We start from the raw sequence: 19,737 nt of genomic DNA, 5'->3' as shown, positions 1-19,737 counted from the left end.
ATCTCAATATTTGATTTTTATCTGGTATGCATCTGGGGTTAAGGAAGCCTTGGACAATCTTGCTCACTGCTCAGGAGTAAAATAAGCTATTAAAATACCACAACAGTCAGTAAACTTGTTCAAAGAAAAAATAACGTACTCGTGCCTATTCACGGTAACGTGTACGTGCTCGTGGTTATATCTGTACTATTATTAGTGTTTTCAATGCTTTTACCATCAATGGTACTCTTGAAAAATGCATCTGAACCTTGCCCTTTTTTTATTCCTTGTGATTGAAGTTCATTTATTTTTTTCATCATAGAATGAAAAACAGAATAACTCTTTTTAAGCTCTGAAACTACAGGTTTGTGGTGTGCTACTCTATTGTCGTATAATAAGAAGGTTGCGAATTAACCTTCCTTTGTAATATATTCATGTTAAAAATCAAAGATATTTTTGAAATTTAACTGTTGCTTACCACCATCATAGCCTCATCTGCGACAAAAATCATGTGCAGAAGTTCTCGGTGTCCCTTTTGTTAATTTTTCTGTAAAAAAAAGACATATTTTATGTCTTTGAAGACCACTCTTAAACCCTCTAATAATGCCCTATAATGGGCTTATCCTTTGTCCTATGCTTACGACTAGGTTCATATTCCTGCCAATATACTCTTTTTTCATCTAATCTGGTTCTCGATTCTTTTTCCTCTGCCGGATATCCAACATATACAATACCAAGAGGAGAAACATGCTCTGGGATATTGAGTATTTTTTTTACTGGCTTTATATTACTTTCAATAGGGTATACACCTATCCAAACGGAACCAAGTCCAATACTTGTTGCAGCAATTAAAATGTTCTCTATTGCTGCACTGCAATCTTGAACCCACATTTCTTTACCTGGGCCTTTAAATGCTAACTTCATATTCCCACACACAACAATAGCAACAGGTGCATTGTACCTTGCAAAAATTAATTGCTCTTTCATTTCTGAAAGTTTCTCTGAATCATCAATAACTATAAACTCCCATGTCTGACAATTTGCTGCCGTGGGTGCTGCTGTAGCAGCTTTTAATAAAGTCATAATCATATTTCTTTCAACTTGCTTATCCAAATAGTTCCTTATACTTCTTCTTTTATAAATTGTTTCGATTATATCCACATTAAGTCTCCTTTCCAAATTTAAATACTCAAATTTAGATTTTGTTTTCACTATTTTAAGGTTGAAATTGTTTTAACGTGTAATTTTTTTTGTACAATTAAATAATCTTCCTTATTTTTAGCGGGAGCGAATATTATCATTGAAGGTTGACTCACTCCAATCATATCAATTGACTCGAAATCATCAGAAAGTCTTGCAATAAAGTCATTATCTCCAAAACTTGATGATCCAATAAAATGAGATAAATTGCTTTTACCTAAATCAATGGTATATTTGTTACCTTCAATTTCTATTGTTCCAAGTATTCGTTTACCATTAAAAAATGGCGAGTTATACAATTTGCCTTTTAGATGAAATGTAATGGTAGTTACTTTTTTATTTTCATGTAAATATACACACCCTTGATAGGATTTATCAATATCTTTGGGATACATATAAATTATACCTGCAGTTACCAGGATAATTACTAAAACAATGAGAATTTGTTTTGATAGTTTTTTCGAATTTTTCAATTAAGGTCATCCTCCGATTATATACAAATTTTTACGATTATGTCTTAATAATACCATAATATAACATAAAAATAAAGATTAGGATAGTACTATTTTAATTTCAACATATAAAAACGTCACAAATCTTTATTGTTTGTGACGTCAATAGGAATGTTGCAAGAAACTTAACTTAGGGTACAGCAACTTCTGTTTATTAAAATAAGCACCAACAACTATTTTCATAGCCACTGATGCTTATTCATTTATTGCTTGCTAATATTTTACAAAATCAGTATAGAAACCCTGATTTTGTACATCAATCAATTTATCAACATCATCAACTATAACCCTTGTCGGCGTCTTACTGTGAAATAATTAGCCCAGAATTTTTAACAACAGTTAATGTTGCACTTGTTGAAATTCCACTAGTTGAATCAGTAGCAGTTATTATTACTTTAGTAAGAGTTGAAGCGTCAACATTTGCATTGAGTTTAAATTCAAGAGTACCAGGGGTTATACGAGTAATTGTACCAATTTCACTTTTGAATGTCACGTTATTAGCAATTGGTTCGTATTTTACACACTTTCCATACTGATCAAACATATCATACGTAACGTATCCAATCTTATTAGTTTTTTCATTATTAAAACCTATTTTGGTTGAAAGTATCGTAATTTTATCTATTTTTGAATTTACAGCATTAAATGTTGAGCTTGCTGTTATTCCAGTTACGCTATCACGTAATGTAAGGGTGATTTTTTCGTTAGTATCAGAAAATGCATATGTTATTGTGCCCGTACCTGTTGATGGGTCTAAGCTCGTTATGATTGAATTTCCAACTAGCTGTGATGCTTTAATTGCTTTAGTAATGTCAATACCATTTGTATTTTTTACCTTATACTTGAAAGTGGCGGTGGTATTACTAGTCTTTGTTAATTCCTTTTTCTCAAACTCAATTTTAGATATAGGTAATTGTGCATTAAATAACCTAAATTCAGCTATTGTTTTAGCATAATCATTATCAACAAAGGGTGCTGGAGCTTTTGAACTTAGCCCTATTGATATATTTTCAGAAATAATTAATAAAACCGAATATTCGCTATCAATATGAGAAGAAGATTCAAATATTATGGTACCAGTATTTGATAACGGATCCAAGATTACTGATGAATCTGAAGTCGCAAATCCCTTTATATCTGGGACCGGAACTGCTTTAGTAATATCTATGCCATTTTCATCGAATACTCTGTATTTAAAAGTAGCTGTGGTTTCTCCAGTCTTTGTTATAGCTGAAATAAACCGAATTTCATGAGCTTTTGAAGTTAGTGAAATTCCAGAAGTATCTTTAACTGGTGCGGTTACAGTTCTTCCAATTTCTTTACCATTGTTATATTTAATAGTTAAAACGTTTACCGAATCTTTATTCACTTGTTTACCAGTACTATTTTTTATCCAGCCGCTATCGTCTGTTTTTATAAAAATATCACCTTGATTTTTAGCCAATGCACTAGTAATTTGATTTAGATTTTTTGAATCATTTGCATATTCTAACGTATACATATTATCTCCGATTACTATGGAAAAACTTGGAACATCTGTAAAACGATTTAACTCCACTGCCATCACTGGTTTTGACAGTATAACTATTAATAACATAAACCCCATCATCATAATACTTTTAAGACTTTTCATTAATAAATACCCCCTATTTTTTAATTGTATTTCTACAATTATTATTCTTAATAATTACATAATAACATATATATACCTATAAAGGGTCGTTTTTCATAAAATGGTAAGTATCCATGGTGGATTTTCTGAAGATTTGTACATGCTGCATTGATAACTACTTGTTATAATTTAAAAAATCTTACCTTAATCATTTTTTTCTGTCCTTATCAGTGTCATGCATTGTAAATGCATGACATTTAGGGCAATAACACATCACAATAATTCTCATATTTGGTTTTCAAGGTTTGTCTTTTTATAATACATTTGTGCTTTTACCGCGAAAATAGTATATAGAATAATCAAACAAGGGAAAGCCAACCAAATAAATCCTCTCATTATTGCGAAAGGTGTTTCACATAAGAATGCGCCCCAAAAGGATGTTCCTATCTTTTGCCATAATCCAGGCGTATAGTACCATAATTTTGGATTTAATACTGTAGCAATATCAATATCGAAGGACATAAATATCGCAATATAACATGCTACCATTGATAGCCACATATTTGATAACTTCTTGTATCGCTCTGCTTTAGAAGATACATCAGAAAAAATATCATCACCAGCTCTCTCATCCATCTTTTTAAAGTATTGTTTTCCAGATGTTTTTGAACCCGCAATATGTTCCCACCCGCAGTCCTTAAAAAGTGTAATATAATTTTGAAAATCATACTTTGACTTAAAATTGCGATAATCTATTTTTGTAATAGTATTGCTAGATGAAGTTTTGCGAAATTCATATTTTATATATTTTCTATACAATTCCCAACCTTGGCTTGTCATTTCATTTAACCATTTTTCTTCTTTATCAAGACTGACATAATATCTAAGTTTTTTCATATTGACACCCCATTCTATTTCAAATTATTCTGAGTAATCTCAATAATATGTTTCATTCTTTCAAAATCAAGAAGTAATACTTTCTTTCCTTCGTCTGTGATAAGATAAACTTTACGCCTAATGTCATCACTTCCAACAGGTTGAATAAACTTTAATTTCAGCAAATTTTCAATGGCTCCGTATAAAGTCCCTGCCGCTATTCTTACCTTACCGCCGCTTAAATCTTCAACTTTTTGCATAATTAAATATCCATGTGCTGGTTCAAGTAGAGATAAAAGAATGTAATACACTGTTTCTGTAAGTGGCAAATTTTTATTTCTTTTCATTTAGTTCTCTAACCCCTTTGTTATAAAGTGTAAATATATAGTCATACTGTACAGTTACATTGTATATAGTTCAACTGTATGTGTCAATACTAAAAAACCATATAACAAAAAGTTTATATGGTTAGTCTATTTATCTAATATATTGGATGTAATTTTATCTTTCTATTATTATACAACTATGACATACATGTTTTTTATCCTGCCAATCATACATTTGCTTCAGATTATGTGTAGAAACTTCTTCATAATTACATGTAATAGGTTCAATTTTTTGCTTATCATCAAGCCATATTGACCATAGTTCTAATTGCTGTCCTTCATTAATATTTTCTTTTAAGTATTCTAATAACTGCTTTACTCTTAATTCCGAATACCCAAAATTTACTGAATAAATGAATGGTTTATCTGTATACCATCTCACGTTTTTCTCATATGCAGTATCTTTTGTAATAACCAGTTCATCTAAATCGCTTTCTTTTTCAAGGAACAATATCTTATCATTTGGGTTCATATTGTCCCAAGGCATAAACTCATGTGCTTTTATACCTAATTCAATGGCCTCTTGTACAGTTATAATTCTTTTCTTTGAATTTTCTACTTCTGGTATTTCATAATTAGTTGCTATAAACGAATAAGCACTCATATAATCACATCCTAAAAATAATTTGTGTTTGTACTAACCTAATTCATCATTTCTTACTATTTCGAATCATTATTACCATTGTATAGCATAAAAGCAAGAATTAAAAGCAGTCCAATTATGTCAGCATATTTTCCTAATTCGTCACAAGTAAAAACGGCACAAACTTTTATTGATTTCTTCTTCATCTTTAGTTTCAAAGTAACTTTCGTATTCATGTGAAGTGTTAATTAACCAAGGCTTATGATTTTTTATAAAAGACAAGTCCTCTGGTAAGTTTGGTTGAACCCAATCATGTAGTGAGTTTGATACTTGCTTTAGTATTTCTTTAGCATGATTATCAGTATTGTAATAATATACCAATGCAGGTTGCTCACCACCATATATTGTACCTGGCCATTCAAATTGCTCTTTTACTTCTTTTAGAGATGGTTGTAATTTTTCTAAAACGTAATTAATATTAGTATTTATATCCATATTAATTCTTACCACTAATACAAATTCATTACAAACTTCAAAAGCTAAATCTATTAAATCTCTATAAATCTTTTCTCTTGGATTAGTTTCTATAAACATAAATTTCCCTCCTTGTAACTTCGACATATACGAAGATTGCGTCACTGATTATCTCTTAATATTCAATGCTTTGTTGATAGTTTTTTGAATGAATTCGCTACAGCATTTACCTAAAGGATTGTTAATTTCACACTTCCCATTTTTCATTGCTCCTGTAAGCCTAATAATATCCTTCATATCTTTCGCTCCATCATTAAGAACAGCATTTATAATTTGTTGCTCTGTAACTTGGTTGCAATAACATATATATTTGGGGTTAGCGTCTTTTTTAAACCATATAGGTACTTTTACTTGTTGCTTATTGTATGATATGCCTAAATTAGGGTTAAAGTATACAACATTACATCCCTCATTCATACAAATAAAATAATTATAATCTTTTATTTGGTATGTTAATTCATCAATAACTAAATGCTTTATAGTAATGTTTTTTACTTCTATACCCTCACTATTACATATAGGGCAAAGGTTATTATTCTCCACTACACGAGTAGAGTCTTGCTCACTTGCTCAACACGATTTTTTTATCACTTGTTCTTGCATAATATACTATGCCTCCTCAAATCTATTTTAAGCATCAAACAGAAACTTTATATATTTATTTAGTTAGCCATTTTCTACCAACGCGACATAACCTTCATTACTCTTTGGCACCCAACCCGTGCTCATGGCCTTGTCTGTGCTTGTTACCGTAGTCGGTTTCGTGTATGTACACGGTGACGTGTACGTGCCCATAGATATATCCGTACTATTATCAGTGTTTTCAATGCTTTATCCATTAATGGCATTCTTAAAATCTTGACCGTATTTTCTTTTTCATATACAGCATAGGCTATTCTGTGCTGTATATTTATCCTCCTTGAATAAAATCCTTTTAAATTTCCAATAAGTTTTTCATATGATGGAGGAGTTTGATAAGGGTTTTCTTTTATAAAAAAATCAATTACTTGACTTATTGTATAAATTTTACACAAATGTTACAATGTGAATAAATTTAACCTAAAATATATTTATACTATATTCTATTTAAAATATACGGGGGGGGATTATAGTGACTAAAAAGAAAAAGATTATTTTTTCTTCAATTATTTTATTTATAGTAATGATTATCATTGTATGTTATGCAAGTTATAATTATATTTTTAAAAATAAATACACTATTTATATACCAAAATCTTTAACAACAAACCTTTATTCTACTAAAGATAGTAACTGTTATAAAGATATAAATTTAGAACATCTTTCTGTATTTTGGTCTAATCCATATTCACAGCAATTCTATGATGGTACTCAAGAATCAAAAGAAAAAGGCAAAAAAATACTAGATTATTTAAATGAGTTTAATATAAAAGAAATACATCCTGTTAAATTTTTAAATAATGATACTCCAAAAAAAAATTTTTCGATTATTTTTTATTATAAAGATCGATTTATATACTTATATTATCCTAATAAATTTGTATTTACAATAAAGATAGTAGGAAAAGATGATACTGAGAATTCTCAGACAATTGAGAGAGCTTATCTAATAAAAGATAATTATATTGATGATAATAAAATTGAAAGTTTATTAAAAAATTAAAAATATTGTAAAAATAATTTTTAGTGGTAATAAGTAAATAAGACGCCAAATTGGCGTCTTATTTATCATAGAATATATGTTTATCTAAAGAACAATGTTATATATAGTTAATTTAAAATAACATTGGGTATCCTTAGTCTGATTACATTACAACTTATTTTTTCACAGCATCCATAAGCATATCCATAGCCATTCTAAATATCTCCGATTCTTTTATCCTTTTTCCTTTGTTTTTCTTAGTCAGTTGTTTTGATAGGTCCTTTACAAAATCTGATTGATCTTTTCTTAAATAGGCCACACATCTTACAAATTGTTCATTACTGCTCAGTAAGGAATCTAGCACCGAATCCGAATGCGTATTTACAACTGTAGCTGGCGACATGTCTGTAGTCGTATCTGTATCCGTACACGGTTTTGTGTCTGTACACGGTGACGTATACGTGCCCATGACTATATCCGTACTATTACCAGTGTTTTCAATTCTTTGACCAGCAATGGTACTTTTGAAAAATGCATCTGCACCTTGTCCTTTTTTTACTCCTTGTGATTGAAGTTCATTTACTTTTTTCATCTTATCGGCTAGGCTTATTTTGCTGCGTCCCATGTTATAACCTCCTTAGCTAGTTCTTGATAGGAAATAGATCCTTCGAATTTTCTATCAAAGGTCATAATAGGTTGTCCAGCTAAAACTGCATCTGGAAATTTTATTGATTTTTTTATCATGGAATTAAAAACAGGATAACTATTTCTAAGCTCTGCTACTACATCTTTGTGGTGTGTTGTTCTATTGTCGTATAAAGTTATTAATATTCCCATTAAGGTAAGCTTTTTATTTAATCTTTTTACCTTAGCCATGGTTTTTTCAAGCAAATTGAAGCCTCTTAATGCAAGATACTCCGGTGACATAGGTACAATTACAGCATCACATGCAGCTAATGCATTAATAGTTAGAAGCCCAAGGGAAGGAGGGCAGTCGATTAATATATAGTCAAAGTCTGCTTTCACGGGGTCAAGTGCATCCCTTAATTTGAATTCGCGACCTACCTCAGATACTAGTTCCATTTCTGCGGCAGAAAGGTCTATGGTAGATGGTACGAAATAGAGAAGTTCATTAAATAAAATTAATTTCCTTATATCCACATCATCAATCAGTGCATTATAAATTGTTTTTTCTAAATTTTCAGGCTCAAGACCTATTGAAATTGTTAAACTGGCTTGTGGATCCAGATCTATCATTAATACTTTCATGCCAAGTTCTGTAAGAGCTACTCCTAAATTTAATGTTGACGTTGTCTTGCCAACGCCTCCTTTTTGATTGCTTACTGCAATGATTTGTGCCATTATATATCCCCTCCGTCTAGTTCCTTTTTTATACCTTCTTTAATATATGTAACCATTTGTGCGGATCTGCTCCGTTCACTTTTTCGGGCTATTTCTTTCAGCTGTTTTTCCAGCTCTATACTCATAACAACAGGTACAATAACATGAGTTTCTTTATTAATTGCCATTGTAACACCTCCATTATTGTTAGTATATCATGGTTATTAACTGTTAACAACTACAAGTTAAAAGCAATTCAAGCTTAGCTAAAATTTTGGACAAACTTACTCACTGGTATATAATTGCAAAATTATTTAAAGTTGCGTTTGTATATTCATACAAATAAAATGTAATCAGTAAACTTGTCCAAAGCAAATAATTTTATTTCCCCCTGGGGGTAACAAGTCCTACGGCATAATAATAGGACTTGTTTTTGTCCTCGTAATGTTGATATCGTCAGATGAAAATTAATGTAAAAAAAACTGTGATATACAAATAATGACAATATAAAAACCTTACTTTTGTGATAGATTTGTAGAAATAGTATTTAATGGTATAATATCTTTAAAAGTTAGGTTGGATTGGTAGAATATTGTGGTGGAATTACTAAATATTTAATGAAAAAAATATTCCAGTCCATAGGTGAGAATACCTGAAATTTATAAGTAAAATCAAGATTATACAGAAAGGATAGAGGTGTGGTATGAGTTATGGAGCATTATTAATTAAAGCTATTAAAAAAAGTTTACCGTCAACAATAGGGTGTATTATTGGAATAATACTTGCTTATCTATTATTTTTGCGTTTCAATGGCTTTACTACTATTAAATATGTCTATATTAATATTATAGGGTTTGTTATTAGTTTTTTTATAATTGCAGGTACAAAATGGCTGTCTTATATTTTTAAACTTCACAAAAAATAGAAGACAGTCAATTGCTGTTTTTTACACGAATAGTATAAAGAAAATATTGCCAGATAAGATGGAAGAGGAATTCATGTTAGAAAAAGCTATAATTGCATGTGTAGTAAACTATAAAGTATTGAATTGAAAAGGAGTGGTATAACATGTTTATTAACAGATCATTTATTACACTAGTAATATTTATAATAGTTAACGTAATAATAGGTCTTTATTATTTCTCAAAACAAGAATACAATAGGTTTTCTGTAAGTTTCTTATTAGATAAAGCTACGCTAAATTTAATTAAATCAAAGGGAATAAATCAAAAGAATTATAAGAAAATTAAATTCATATTAAATATCCGAACGATATTGATAATACTACTAGTAATAGTAGCAATTTATACGGTTTTTAAACCAGCTAATACGACTATTGTATATATCTTATTTATTCCAATCATAATAATTAAATTTATATCAAATGAGCGTATTAAAAATTTATTATAAATAACGAGATTAGAAGTTGTTAATATTGTGGCTTCGCAGGTGATGATTTAATTATTGTGCCTCTTCTTAAATCTAACTATAAAGAAAGCTACTATTACAGTACCAACTAAAAGTAAAATTACTACAAATTGATTATTGCTTAAATATGATTGAACTTTATTATTTTGTACTGTTTCCTTACTTTCCACATAACTTATTTTTTGCCATAGTTTGAAGAAACCTTGATACAATGTCGCTACTTGAAAGGTTATCATAAATTTGCTTATACAAGATATGATAAAGAAAATTATTTGATGCAAAAGGAGAAAATAATTAATGAATATAGTAATTAGGGAATTGAAATATGTTGATTTAGTTCCAGATTTATTAGAACATTTCAATCGTTATCAGAAAATTTCAAATGTTTGGAGGATGATTGATGGTAAAAAATTATTGATAGAAAACCCATTTATTGAGAATTGGGATAATGAATTAAAACGAGAAATTGTTTATGAAGATTTTACCGATTGTATAAATAGTGGAGGAATTGTTTTTGGTGTGTTTTATAATGGTAACACCCTTATAGCATTTTCATCATTACTACATAACTTTTTTGGGAGTCAAAAGCAATACGTACAGTTAATGCAGTTACATATTTCTACTGAGTATAGGCGATTAGGATTTGGAAAACAATTGTTTGCCTTATGTGTTAAGAAAGATAAAGAATGGGGTGCAAAAAAACTTTATATATCAGGGCATTCAGCAGAAGAAACCCAACAATTTTATCAAGCTGTTGGGTGTGTGGATGCAAAAGAAATTAATGATGACATAGCTAGCCATGAGCCTTTTGATGTTCAATTGGAGTACAAATTATAATACATATAAATTAGTGGTTATAGCTAATATTTAATACGGAATATTCTTCTAGAACTAAACCGCTAAAAACGGTGGCAGACGAGTACTAATGCGCTTAATTTAATTTTTACATAAATAAAATATAAAGAAGTATCCTATTTACTAAGATACTTCTTTATTATAATACACACTTCCTATAAACTTTTATTGTCGAAATAAAAAATAAGGAAGTGTTATTATTTATGTCAGAATTAAGAGAAAAAATGAAAATGGATATGGAACTAAGGGGTTATAGTCCAACGACTATAAAAAGCTATATTAATCACGTTAGTAACTTTGCTAAATTTTACAACAAATCACCAAAGTATTTAGGTGAAAAAGAAATTTGTGAATATCTACATTATTGTATCATTATAAAGAAATTAAGTGAAGGAACAGTTAATTATATTAATTCAAGCCTTAAATTTTTTTATACTAAAACTCTGAATAGATACTGGAATTCGGACAAAATCGCAAGGATGAAAGAACCATCAAAATTACCTGCTGTATTATCCCCAGATGAGGTTAAGTCTATCTTTGATGTTACTGAAAACCTTAAGCATAAGGCAATTCTCATGACGGTTTACTCCGCAGGCTTAAGGGTTAGTGAAGTTTGCAATTTAAAAATAACGGATATTGATAGTAAAAACATGCAAATATTAATTAGAGAGGGCAAGGGTAAAAAAGATAGATATTCATTGTTGTCAAAAGCAAATTTAGAAATCCTTAGAGAGTATTGGATAAAATATCATCCTACGGAATATTTATTTTCTGGAAAGGGTCGTACAGATTCTATAAGTCCACGTAGTGTTCAGAAAATGCTCGAGAAATCTATAAAAAAAACTAAAATCACTAAGCATGCAACTGTCCATACGCTTCGTCATAGCTTTGCAACTCACTTATTGGATGCTGGTACAGATATCTGCTACATTCAAAGACTTTTAGGACATACCAGAATAACTACTACCACTATTTATTTACATCTTAGAAGAATGGATTTACTTAATATAAAGAGTCCATTGGATGTGCTCTTAGGAGAAAAAGATGATTGAGATTCAAGATATATTTAATCAGTATGGCGATGAATATAGGAGAAATCATCAGCTTCCGCTGCACATTTTGAAAACTATGATTGATATTGAAGCTTGTAGAACAGAAGAGCTTGGTGGTCATATAGATGAATGTGATGAATGTGGGCATATTAGAGTTTCTTATAATTCCTGCCGAAACAGACATTGTCCTAAATGCCAAACTTTAGCAAAGGAAAGATGGCTTGAAAAAAGAAAAGAGGATTTATTACCCGTAGGGTATTTTCATGTAGTTTTCACTATACCTCAAGAACTTAACTATATAACTCTTACAAACCAAAAGGAAATGTATTCTATCCTCTTTAATGCTGTTTCAGAAACATTATTTGAACTTTCAAGAGATAAAAAATATTTAGGAGCCGAAATTGGATTTATGTCAATTTTACATACGTGGGGTCAAAACTTAATGAATCACCCTCACATGCATTGTATAGTTCCAAGTGGTGGTTTAACTTTTGATGGTACAAAATGGATAAATTCTAAAAAGAATTTTTTTATTCCAGTGAAAGTTTTATCAAGAATATTTAGAGGAAAATTCTTATTTTATCTTAAAAAAGCTTATTATAGTAATGCTCTTAAATATACTACTGGAATTGAGGAATTAACAGAAAAACACATATTCCAAAGCTTTGTAGGTAAGTTATATAAAAAAGAATGGGTTGTATACTGCAAACCCCCTTTCGGGAGTGCGGAGTACGTACTTGAATACCTTGGCAGATACACTCATAGAGTAGCGATATCTAATCATCGAATTGTAAATTTAGAAAATGGATATGTAACATTTAAGTGGAGAGATTATAAAGACCATAATAAAGAAAAATTTATGACTCTTGCGGTAGATGAATTTATTAGAAGATTTCTCATGCATGTTCTACCAAGAAAATTTGTAAAAATTAGACACTATGGGATATTAAGCAATAGAAATAGGTCAACTAAACTTCAAAAGTGCAAAGAACTTACAGGTGCAGTACAAAGTAAAGGTGAAAATTCAGATGTTAAGTTAAGTGCAGCGGAGCTTCTTTTAAAGATGACAGGAATAGATATAAATACATGTTCTTGCTGTGGTAAAGGTAAAATGATTATAAAAGAGAAGTTGAATCGCCAAAATTTTTCTCCACCTTGTGAAAAAAAATGGAATAGCGTCTCGTAGAGTGTTTATTTTGGGGAGGGGGAAAGTACGTCTATTTTTAGAAAATAATCAAAATTTAGAAGAGTTTAAGATACATTTATGGAAATTAAAGTGATTAATCTTAGTGTTAAAGCAAATTTCAGAAAGAGGGGAAAGATTGAATCTCCATAGTAGTGGAAACGCGGCATCGTTCTTTTGCTTGTTTCAGAAATTGAGCAGTTTTAGTGGCTATCATCATTTAAGTATATACTTATGGTGATAGTTTTTATCGGCTCAACATCTGAATCCAAACCTATACATAATGTGACATATCAAAGATGTAAAACAAATCAATAAATAATAATTTGAAAAGGAGAATAAATATGGATAGTGTATATGTAAGTTGCCCCGAATTTGAAAATAAACAATTCAATTTAAGAGTTATTTCTATAGATGACTGTGATGGCTTATTAAAAGTATATTCTGATAAAAAAGCAGTTCCCTTATTTAATAGCGATAATTGTGGCGGAGATGATTTTTTCTATAATACACGTGAAAGAATGAAGCAGGCTCTTGATTATTGGAAATTCGAGTATGACCGAAAAAGTTTTGTAAGATGGTCTATTATAGATAAAAAAGATAATATTGCAATTGGAACAATAGAGTTATTTCATAGAGATTCTAAAGATTATTTTAATAATTGCGGGCTTCTCCGTTTAGATTTGAGAAGTGATTATGAAACAAAAGTCAATATAATTGATATTTTAAAATTGATTATTGATAAAACTTATCAATTGTTTGAGTGTAATATGATAGCAACAAAGGCACCTCCTACTGCAAGCGAAAGAGTAAAGGCTTTAAAGGAATTAGATTTTTCACCTACTGAAAATAAGTTGATTGGCCATGATGGGACGGAATATTCATCATACTATTTTAAAAAGAGATAAATTCCAATTTGTAGACTTGATGTAACATAATTTTATATGCAGTTCTGTCGTATCTTTCTTTAACTACGTCCTAAATAAATGTACGATTTTCCATAAAACATTACATTCATATTTTTGAATTAAGCCTTGAGTTATATAGGTTGTTAAGCATTTAGTTAAATTTAGTTAAGTGATTATTATTTTGAATGTATTGTTTTATATGATATATTACATTGATTTTGTGTCTCCAGTGGACACATTTTAAAAGTGTATTTATCACAGCAATACCCTAATTATAATTTTTTGCAAGCGCAGCCTAAACCATATGTTTTGAATGATCAAGAAACCTTAACAACTAAACTTAAATCAAAATTGCTAGATCTCAATCACACCTCCAAGAACTTAGTACGGGTACAACCGACATACGGGTAAAAATAGGCCACATGGTGGAATTAATATCCAACATGTGGATATGCATTGTTTTATAGGTGTTGCATCAAGTCTATTTATATTTGAAACATTTCATATATTCTTTCTATAAGGGGTATAGGTAGTAATGGAACAGAAATCGGCTATAAGCCTGTAAATATATGGTGATAACTAAACCTAACCTGTACACAGTAGGTGTTTGAGAATACCAATTATTTAATATGAACGTTTGCTTTTGACTAATTATTTATGGTATGTTAAATCCAGTGTTTTTAGCAATATGCTAAAAAATGTTTTTTCTTGAAAAGCACGCAACTGTAGCCGCTGAAATAACCATGTTTGATTTAGGTTTTCAGTCTAAAGATAAAAGCTGGGAAACAAAAAACAATTTTATATATTTTTACAGTATTAAAAATCGGATAAGGGAGTGATGTAATTATGGATTATGGTACAATTTTACTTTCTATTTTTATTGGTATATATTTTATAATTAAGTATAGTAAAGATAAAAAAGGTTTTAATTTAGTTATAATTTTTGTTTTCATTACAGGAATGTTTTACAGAAGAACTTTTGGTATATATAACAATGTAGGTAACTCAGCACAAACAATTATTAATATAATTTATTGGACTGTTGTCTTAATTTTATTGGCAGTTTATTTTATTAATGAAAAGAGTAAGCGAAAAAAAGTAAACCAATAGCAGTTCTAACATGGGGTTCTAAGCCCAAAACCCCGCATTTTTTGAAATTTGAATATATTGTAAAACTCTTATATCATTTCTCAAAAACATTCCCGGAAGTACCCCATTTGGGGAATGTTTTAATTTATATTTTCTGAATGGAAACAGGGGGCTGTGTAGTAATAGGACAGAAACGGTAATATAATTACCATATTAATCCATGCTGTTTATAACTAGCATAAACGTATTCTACCTATCAGAAGAGGGCAATACTGAAATTCCGGACTTTTGGAAAGAATGTGGTGACAATGGCACATTTAATGGGGTACGGCAACCATTCATGTAAAAATGGGCCACTTCCCATATTATGTAACAATATAAGTTTTTTTTATTGAAATACGCCCTCCCATAAACGACCGTTTATAGTTCTTAATTGCTAACTAGGTAGGTAAAACCTAGTAATGCTATACTAACCGGTTCTATAATTCAGTACCATAATCAAAGTACTAATATATTTATAATTTAACGTTTATGGAACTTTGAATTTCTAATTACAATTTCAAAATAATGTCAAGTGGCCCTAAATTACACGAATGGTTGCCGTATGCCTAAAAGGGAAATTGATAAATAAAAAGAGCAGCACAAAAATTATAAATGACCATGCAAGCAATTTGGGAGATACATTTAATGATTCCCACTCTATCACAATACGTTTTACATTCAATTAAATAAAAGATATTCAGTTACAATTTAGAATGATATAATATAAAAATGAGGTGATAATATGGATGATAAAATAGTATCTTTATTAAATCAATTATTAGAAGGTCAGACAAGGATTGAGAATAAATTAAAAGCGGTTAAATAATAAAGATGCCTCTGGTAACTTTACCAGGGGCATCTTTATTTTCAATATATGAAATCACTATTTTAGTATAGACATTAACTACTTGTCCAATAATTTTACTTATCTGTTTTCATATATTTTTTATAAGGTCGTCAATATGTGAGAGTATAATTTCTTTGCGTTTTTCCAAAGTTAAGTGCAGAAACAGTATTGGATACAGGTCCATAATAAACTTCAAACCAGTACTTAGTTAGCCCTCGTGTATTTGATACATCACCTATATCTTCAACTTTAAAAGTAGTCCAACTATCGCCATACGGTCCAGGTACTGCTACCGTAGGTGCAATATAGGAACCAAAATGGAAAATTGGTGTAGTCTTTGAACCCCAAATAAACGGGTGGACAGCTACATAACCGTAATCCGCTCCAATACCACTTGCCATTGGGGTTCCCAGTGCGGCTACTTGTGCAGTTACATCTTGAGAAGAGTACGTTGATACAGCTGCACTAGATTTTAATGAAATGCCCATGCTCATTGTTAATGTTAGTGCCAAAACAGTTAATAATTTTTTGAAATTCATATTAATTATCTCCTTTAATGTGGTTCCCATACTACATCTGAACTCATACAAAAATATAATTTACCAGCAGTATCTATTTTTAAATCTACAAGAGTACCTTCTTTATTAATATCTACCTTTTGAGATTGCCATGTATAAGATTTTTTGTTTTCTATCAATTTTATTAAGGTTCTATCTTTTAATAAACAATATAGTTCATTATTTGAAGTAATAAATATATTATCAATAGCATTAAACTTTCCGATTTTTTCCGATTTACTTGTATTCATATTTAGCATTTGTATGCTATCAGATGAATAAGAAATTAAGTTTTTATCATATAGTTTAAACCCCATAATACCATTTGACAAAGGAACCTTCATATCTATCCATAGCTTATTAGATTCTTTTAAAATTTTATCATTAGAATAAATGTATACATTCCCATCAATGTCTAAATTAGCAAGTGAAACCTTCGATGGAGTAGGCAACTTGTTCCAGGTAACTCCTTTATTCCGTGATATATATAGTCCATCTTCAGCATTTATTAAAATTTTCTGTTTATTTGTATATATATCTAAAATATAGGATTGAGATACTAAAATTTTCTCCCATGTATTCCCATTATTTTTGGTTGCAATTAATCCTTTAGGTGTAGTTGCATATATTAAATTATCCGTAGAATATGAATCTGAAAAAGAAATTCTATAAAATGTATCTTTCATTTTGAGTACATTCCAACTTATGCCACTATCTGTTGTTATACTAGCTTCAAGGGACATGTTTGGCTTATATGGATTAATAAAATATGAAACAATCATCGAACTATCATTTGCATAGTTTGGTGAAATAGATATACTATCCACTGATACTTGCTTTCCATTATTTAAATTAATTTTACTGTCTTCCTTAAACAATCCACCGCCCTTTGGAACTTTATGTATTCCTGAAATTAGTTGCTTAGTTGTAGCATTAAATAATGTTCTAGTAAAATATCCTTCTTGATCTAAGGATACTACTGTAAGTACAACTGTATTATCTTGCTTACTAAGTGTAAAGTGATATCCTTCAGCCCAATTTTGTCCTGGCATAACTTTAAAATAGCTTGTACATTTATTTATTGCTTCTTTACTAGTAAGCTTAATTTCTTCATTTTTTATATAACCATCATTTATGATAGGTCCTTTACCAGGATGGTTATTAACAATTTTTTTATCATGTATTGTTAATATTAACTGCTTCTCAGTTCCAGGAACAATAAAAATAAAATTCCAGTACCTTCTATTTCCATCGTGTCCATCCTCTTTTATACTTAAGTCGGGATTATCAATACTAGTAAGGGACATTAACTCAGCTTTTGAATCCCATTTTTTAGACGTGATAGAGGCCATTTCCAATGCTTTATTCAAGCTTATAGCTCTACTATCCTTATATGTTGCCCCACCTATTATTATAATAAGAGTAAATATAATAATTAAAATCCCTAAAATCCCTAAAAATTTAAATCTAGTTTTTCTCATTTTCACCTCCTAATATTTCAAAATTCAATAAAATAAATTTTTAAAAATATGAATTAATGTAATATTTATACTTAAGATAACATAAACTGTAAAAAATGTATATGATTATTTATATTATTTCTTTATTTTCATCAATAAATTTATTAAGTTCAAATACTCAATTTAAAAATAAGACACGCCCAAGTGTAAGTAGGTCAAGACAATTTTAATAAGTGAATGTAACACAAGTGTAATTGAGTTACATTCACTTTGAGTATATTGCTCATTCTTTACTCATTGTAAATAAATTTATTTGCCAACATCCAAGAAGGCATTCAAGATAATTTTCGTTATGTTGTATGCCTTTTTATTTTTAATGCAATACCAATATAACGAAAATTATAGAAAAGTGTTGACCCTAACACTATGTTATAGTGTAATATAAAAATAGAGTTTAATTATATTGTCAAAAACTCATAGCCGGCGGAGTGATAGACAGTATTGATAGCTCTAAAATCAAAGCTGGAGGTGCAGCAATGAAAACAATAAAACAAGTTTCGGATTTGACAGGAATAAGTGTGCGCATGCTACATTACTACGATAAAATCGAATTGTTAAAACCAAGTAATTTCACAGACTCAGGTTACAGACTTTATGACGATGAAGCTCTTGAAACCTTGCAACAGATTTTATTTTTTAAGGAACTTGATATACCTTTGAAAGAAGTTAAAGAAATCATGGCTAGTGCCCACTTTGATAAAATGCAAGCACTAAAAAGTCATGAAAAGTTGCTTATTTTAAAACGCAACAGATTGAATGGTTTAATAGAGCTTGTAAATAAAACATTAAAAGGAGAAAACACAATGAGTTTTAAAGAATTTGATATGAGTGAATATTTTAGTGCATTGGAAGAGTTTAAAAAAGAACATGAGGATGAGGTAATTAAAAATTGGGGTAGTATAGATAAATATAATGAATTTATTGAAACATGTAAATCTAAGGAAGAAAAGATTGCTAAAATTGCTATAAAGCAGTTCGGAAGTGTAGAAAAATATACTGAAGCTATGAAGAAAAATTTTAGTAATTCTTCAACTATAATGGAACAATATGATAAGTTTAAAAAAGATTATTTGGAAGAGAGTATGCGTAAAGCAAATGAAGTAACTATAAAGCTTACATCTGACTTAGGTAAAGATCCTTCTTCAAAGGAGATCCAGCAAATTGTTAAAGAAATGGTAAATATGAATAATGAGGATTATAAGTTTCTAAAAATGGATATGGGAGACAACTATTGGGGCCTTATGTCGGAGCTTTATTTATCAAATCCTATGTATACAAAAGTTAACGATAAAAAATATGGCAATGGTGCATCTAAATTTATTGGAGAAGCCCTAAAATTTTATTGTGAAAATAATAAGTAGTGAATTATTCCAATCACTCTCAATTTCTTGAGATGTTTCATTTAATGGGAAAAGTAAAAAATCATGCATAAATGGAGTGCATATTCTCAATTAGACATCATTTATGCAGTAAAATAGAGCCTTATTGCATAATGTTAAAGTTAGAATGAGTGTATAGGCTGTATAATAGCATATAACAAACGTCGTGAAATTATGATTTCATGACATTTGTGTTTTGAGTAATATTGAATTCTTTTAATGGGGTGATTCTG

At 29.8% G+C, this 19,737-nt stretch carries 23 protein-coding genes and 1 pseudogene; 8 read left to right on the top strand and 16 right to left on the bottom strand.

The genetic code is table 11. The features are described from left to right. Positions 1–149 precede the first annotated feature (149 nt). The 10 genes from G9F70_RS26460 to G9F70_RS26415 all read right to left on the bottom strand — a co-directional run bounded on the left by G9F70_RS26460 (position 150) and on the right by G9F70_RS26415 (position 6,716). Complete coding sequence (locus tag G9F70_RS26460) at positions 150–299, bottom strand: hypothetical protein (RefSeq protein ID WP_224617973.1); 150 nt, start codon at positions 297–299, stop codon at positions 150–152. A gap of 277 nt (positions 300–576) precedes the next feature. Continuing rightward, complete coding sequence (locus G9F70_RS26455) at positions 577–1,140, bottom strand: nitroreductase family protein (RefSeq protein WP_164947912.1); 564 nt, start codon at positions 1,138–1,140, stop codon at positions 577–579. Positions 1,141–1,190: 50 nt separating this feature from the next. Further along, positions 1,191–1,652, bottom strand: coding sequence for a hypothetical protein (locus G9F70_RS26450; protein ID WP_164947911.1), 462 nt, complete (start codon positions 1,650–1,652; stop codon positions 1,191–1,193). Positions 1,653–1,992: 340 nt separating this feature from the next. Beyond that, the gene (locus G9F70_RS26445; protein WP_164947910.1) at positions 1,993–3,324 is read right to left on the bottom strand and encodes a hypothetical protein; all 1,332 of its coding nucleotides are present in this window, start codon (positions 3,322–3,324) and stop codon (positions 1,993–1,995) included. A 264-nt stretch (positions 3,325–3,588) separates the two neighbouring features. After that, complete coding sequence (locus tag G9F70_RS26440; protein ID WP_164947909.1) at positions 3,589–4,200, bottom strand: DUF2812 domain-containing protein; 612 nt, start codon at positions 4,198–4,200, stop codon at positions 3,589–3,591. 14 nt (positions 4,201–4,214) lie between these two features. After that, a complete protein-coding gene (locus G9F70_RS26435; protein WP_164947908.1) occupies positions 4,215–4,526 on the bottom strand; it encodes a PadR family transcriptional regulator in 312 nt (103 codons plus the stop codon). Positions 4,527–4,680: 154 nt separating this feature from the next. Beyond that, a complete protein-coding gene (locus G9F70_RS26430) occupies positions 4,681–5,169 on the bottom strand; it encodes a hypothetical protein (RefSeq protein WP_164947907.1) in 489 nt (162 codons plus the stop codon). A 141-nt stretch (positions 5,170–5,310) separates the two neighbouring features. Next, positions 5,311–5,742, bottom strand: coding sequence for a stage III sporulation protein AH (locus G9F70_RS26425; protein WP_224617972.1), 432 nt, complete (start codon positions 5,740–5,742; stop codon positions 5,311–5,313). 48 nt (positions 5,743–5,790) lie between these two features. After that, on the bottom strand, positions 5,791–6,285 hold the full coding sequence (locus G9F70_RS26420; RefSeq protein ID WP_318011029.1) for a Csac_0668 family 2Fe-2S cluster-binding (seleno)protein: 495 nt from the start codon (positions 6,283–6,285) through the stop codon (positions 5,791–5,793). Between the two features lie 143 nt (positions 6,286–6,428). Beyond that, positions 6,429–6,716 carry a Txe/YoeB family addiction module toxin gene (locus G9F70_RS26415; RefSeq protein WP_164947904.1) on the bottom strand — a complete coding sequence of 96 codons (288 nt, stop codon included), beginning with the start codon at positions 6,714–6,716 and terminating at the stop codon, positions 6,429–6,431. A 77-nt stretch (positions 6,717–6,793) separates the two neighbouring features. Here G9F70_RS26415 and G9F70_RS26410 point away from each other — a divergent pair, with 77 nt between their 5' ends. Further along, entirely contained in the window at positions 6,794–7,324 is a 531-nt protein-coding gene (locus G9F70_RS26410; RefSeq protein ID WP_164947903.1) for a hypothetical protein, read from the top strand. Between the two features lie 154 nt (positions 7,325–7,478). Here G9F70_RS26410 and G9F70_RS26405 read toward each other — a convergent pair whose 3' ends face one another. From G9F70_RS26405 to G9F70_RS26395, 3 genes are read right to left on the bottom strand one after another with little or no spacing between them, the layout of a single operon-like run. Then, complete coding sequence (locus tag G9F70_RS26405) at positions 7,479–7,928, bottom strand: hypothetical protein (protein ID WP_164947902.1); 450 nt, start codon at positions 7,926–7,928, stop codon at positions 7,479–7,481. Then, positions 7,910–8,665: a ParA family protein gene (locus tag G9F70_RS26400; RefSeq protein ID WP_164947901.1), complete on the bottom strand. Its 756-nt coding sequence runs from the start codon at positions 8,663–8,665 to the stop codon at positions 7,910–7,912. The genes G9F70_RS26405 and G9F70_RS26400 overlap by 19 nt, the downstream gene beginning before the upstream one ends. Beyond that, the gene (locus G9F70_RS26395) at positions 8,665–8,832 is read right to left on the bottom strand and encodes a hypothetical protein (RefSeq protein ID WP_164947900.1); all 168 of its coding nucleotides are present in this window, start codon (positions 8,830–8,832) and stop codon (positions 8,665–8,667) included. The genes G9F70_RS26400 and G9F70_RS26395 overlap by 1 nt, the downstream gene beginning before the upstream one ends. Before the next feature lie 880 nt (positions 8,833–9,712). Between G9F70_RS26395 and G9F70_RS26390 the strand changes: the two genes are divergently transcribed. Next, positions 9,713–10,054 carry a hypothetical protein gene (locus tag G9F70_RS26390; protein ID WP_164947899.1) on the top strand — a complete coding sequence of 114 codons (342 nt, stop codon included), beginning with the start codon at positions 9,713–9,715 and terminating at the stop codon, positions 10,052–10,054. A gap of 47 nt (positions 10,055–10,101) precedes the next feature. Here the strand turns inward: G9F70_RS26390 and G9F70_RS26385 are convergent, their stop codons facing one another. Continuing rightward, positions 10,102–10,242 carry a hypothetical protein gene (locus G9F70_RS26385; protein WP_224617971.1) on the bottom strand — a complete coding sequence of 47 codons (141 nt, stop codon included), beginning with the start codon at positions 10,240–10,242 and terminating at the stop codon, positions 10,102–10,104. A 127-nt stretch (positions 10,243–10,369) separates the two neighbouring features. Here G9F70_RS26385 and G9F70_RS26380 point away from each other — a divergent pair, with 127 nt between their 5' ends. The 5 genes from G9F70_RS26380 (at position 10,370) to G9F70_RS26360 (ending at position 15,180) form a co-directional block, all read left to right on the top strand. Next, positions 10,370–10,909, top strand: coding sequence for a GNAT family N-acetyltransferase (locus G9F70_RS26380; protein WP_164947898.1), 540 nt, complete (start codon positions 10,370–10,372; stop codon positions 10,907–10,909). A gap of 221 nt (positions 10,910–11,130) precedes the next feature. Then, positions 11,131–11,979, top strand: a complete 849-nt coding sequence (locus tag G9F70_RS26375; RefSeq protein ID WP_220322476.1) for a site-specific integrase — start codon at positions 11,131–11,133, stop codon at positions 11,977–11,979. Further along, complete coding sequence (locus G9F70_RS26370; protein WP_224617502.1) at positions 11,972–13,165, top strand: IS91 family transposase; 1,194 nt, start codon at positions 11,972–11,974, stop codon at positions 13,163–13,165. The genes G9F70_RS26375 and G9F70_RS26370 overlap by 8 nt, the downstream gene beginning before the upstream one ends. A 341-nt stretch (positions 13,166–13,506) precedes the next feature. Next, a complete protein-coding gene (locus tag G9F70_RS26365) occupies positions 13,507–14,070 on the top strand; it encodes a GNAT family N-acetyltransferase (RefSeq protein WP_164947483.1) in 564 nt (187 codons plus the stop codon). Between the two features lie 846 nt (positions 14,071–14,916). After that, the gene (locus tag G9F70_RS26360; protein ID WP_164947484.1) at positions 14,917–15,180 is read left to right on the top strand and encodes a hypothetical protein; all 264 of its coding nucleotides are present in this window, start codon (positions 14,917–14,919) and stop codon (positions 15,178–15,180) included. Between the two features lie 978 nt (positions 15,181–16,158). Here G9F70_RS26360 and G9F70_RS26355 read toward each other — a convergent pair. Both G9F70_RS26355 and G9F70_RS26350 read right to left on the bottom strand, forming a co-directional pair. Further along, complete coding sequence (locus G9F70_RS26355) at positions 16,159–16,587, bottom strand: hypothetical protein (RefSeq protein ID WP_164947485.1); 429 nt, start codon at positions 16,585–16,587, stop codon at positions 16,159–16,161. A 14-nt stretch (positions 16,588–16,601) separates the two neighbouring features. Next, a complete protein-coding gene (locus G9F70_RS26350) occupies positions 16,602–18,086 on the bottom strand; it encodes a WD40/YVTN/BNR-like repeat-containing protein (RefSeq protein WP_164947486.1) in 1,485 nt (494 codons plus the stop codon). Positions 18,087–18,601: 515 nt separating this feature from the next. On the opposite strand from G9F70_RS26350, the pseudogene G9F70_RS26345 reads away from it, so the two are divergent. After that, positions 18,602–19,468: pseudogene (locus G9F70_RS26345) on the top strand (MerR family transcriptional regulator); the annotation flags it as partial. Positions 19,469–19,737: the final 269 nt, after the last annotated feature.

This window comes from Clostridium sp. FP1 (assembly GCF_011065975.2).
GTDB lineage: Bacteria > Bacillota > Clostridia > Clostridiales > Clostridiaceae > Clostridium_AD > Clostridium_AD tagluense.
The sequence above is the reverse complement of the archived record's forward strand: the minus strand, read 5'-3'. Positions and strand labels throughout refer to the sequence as shown.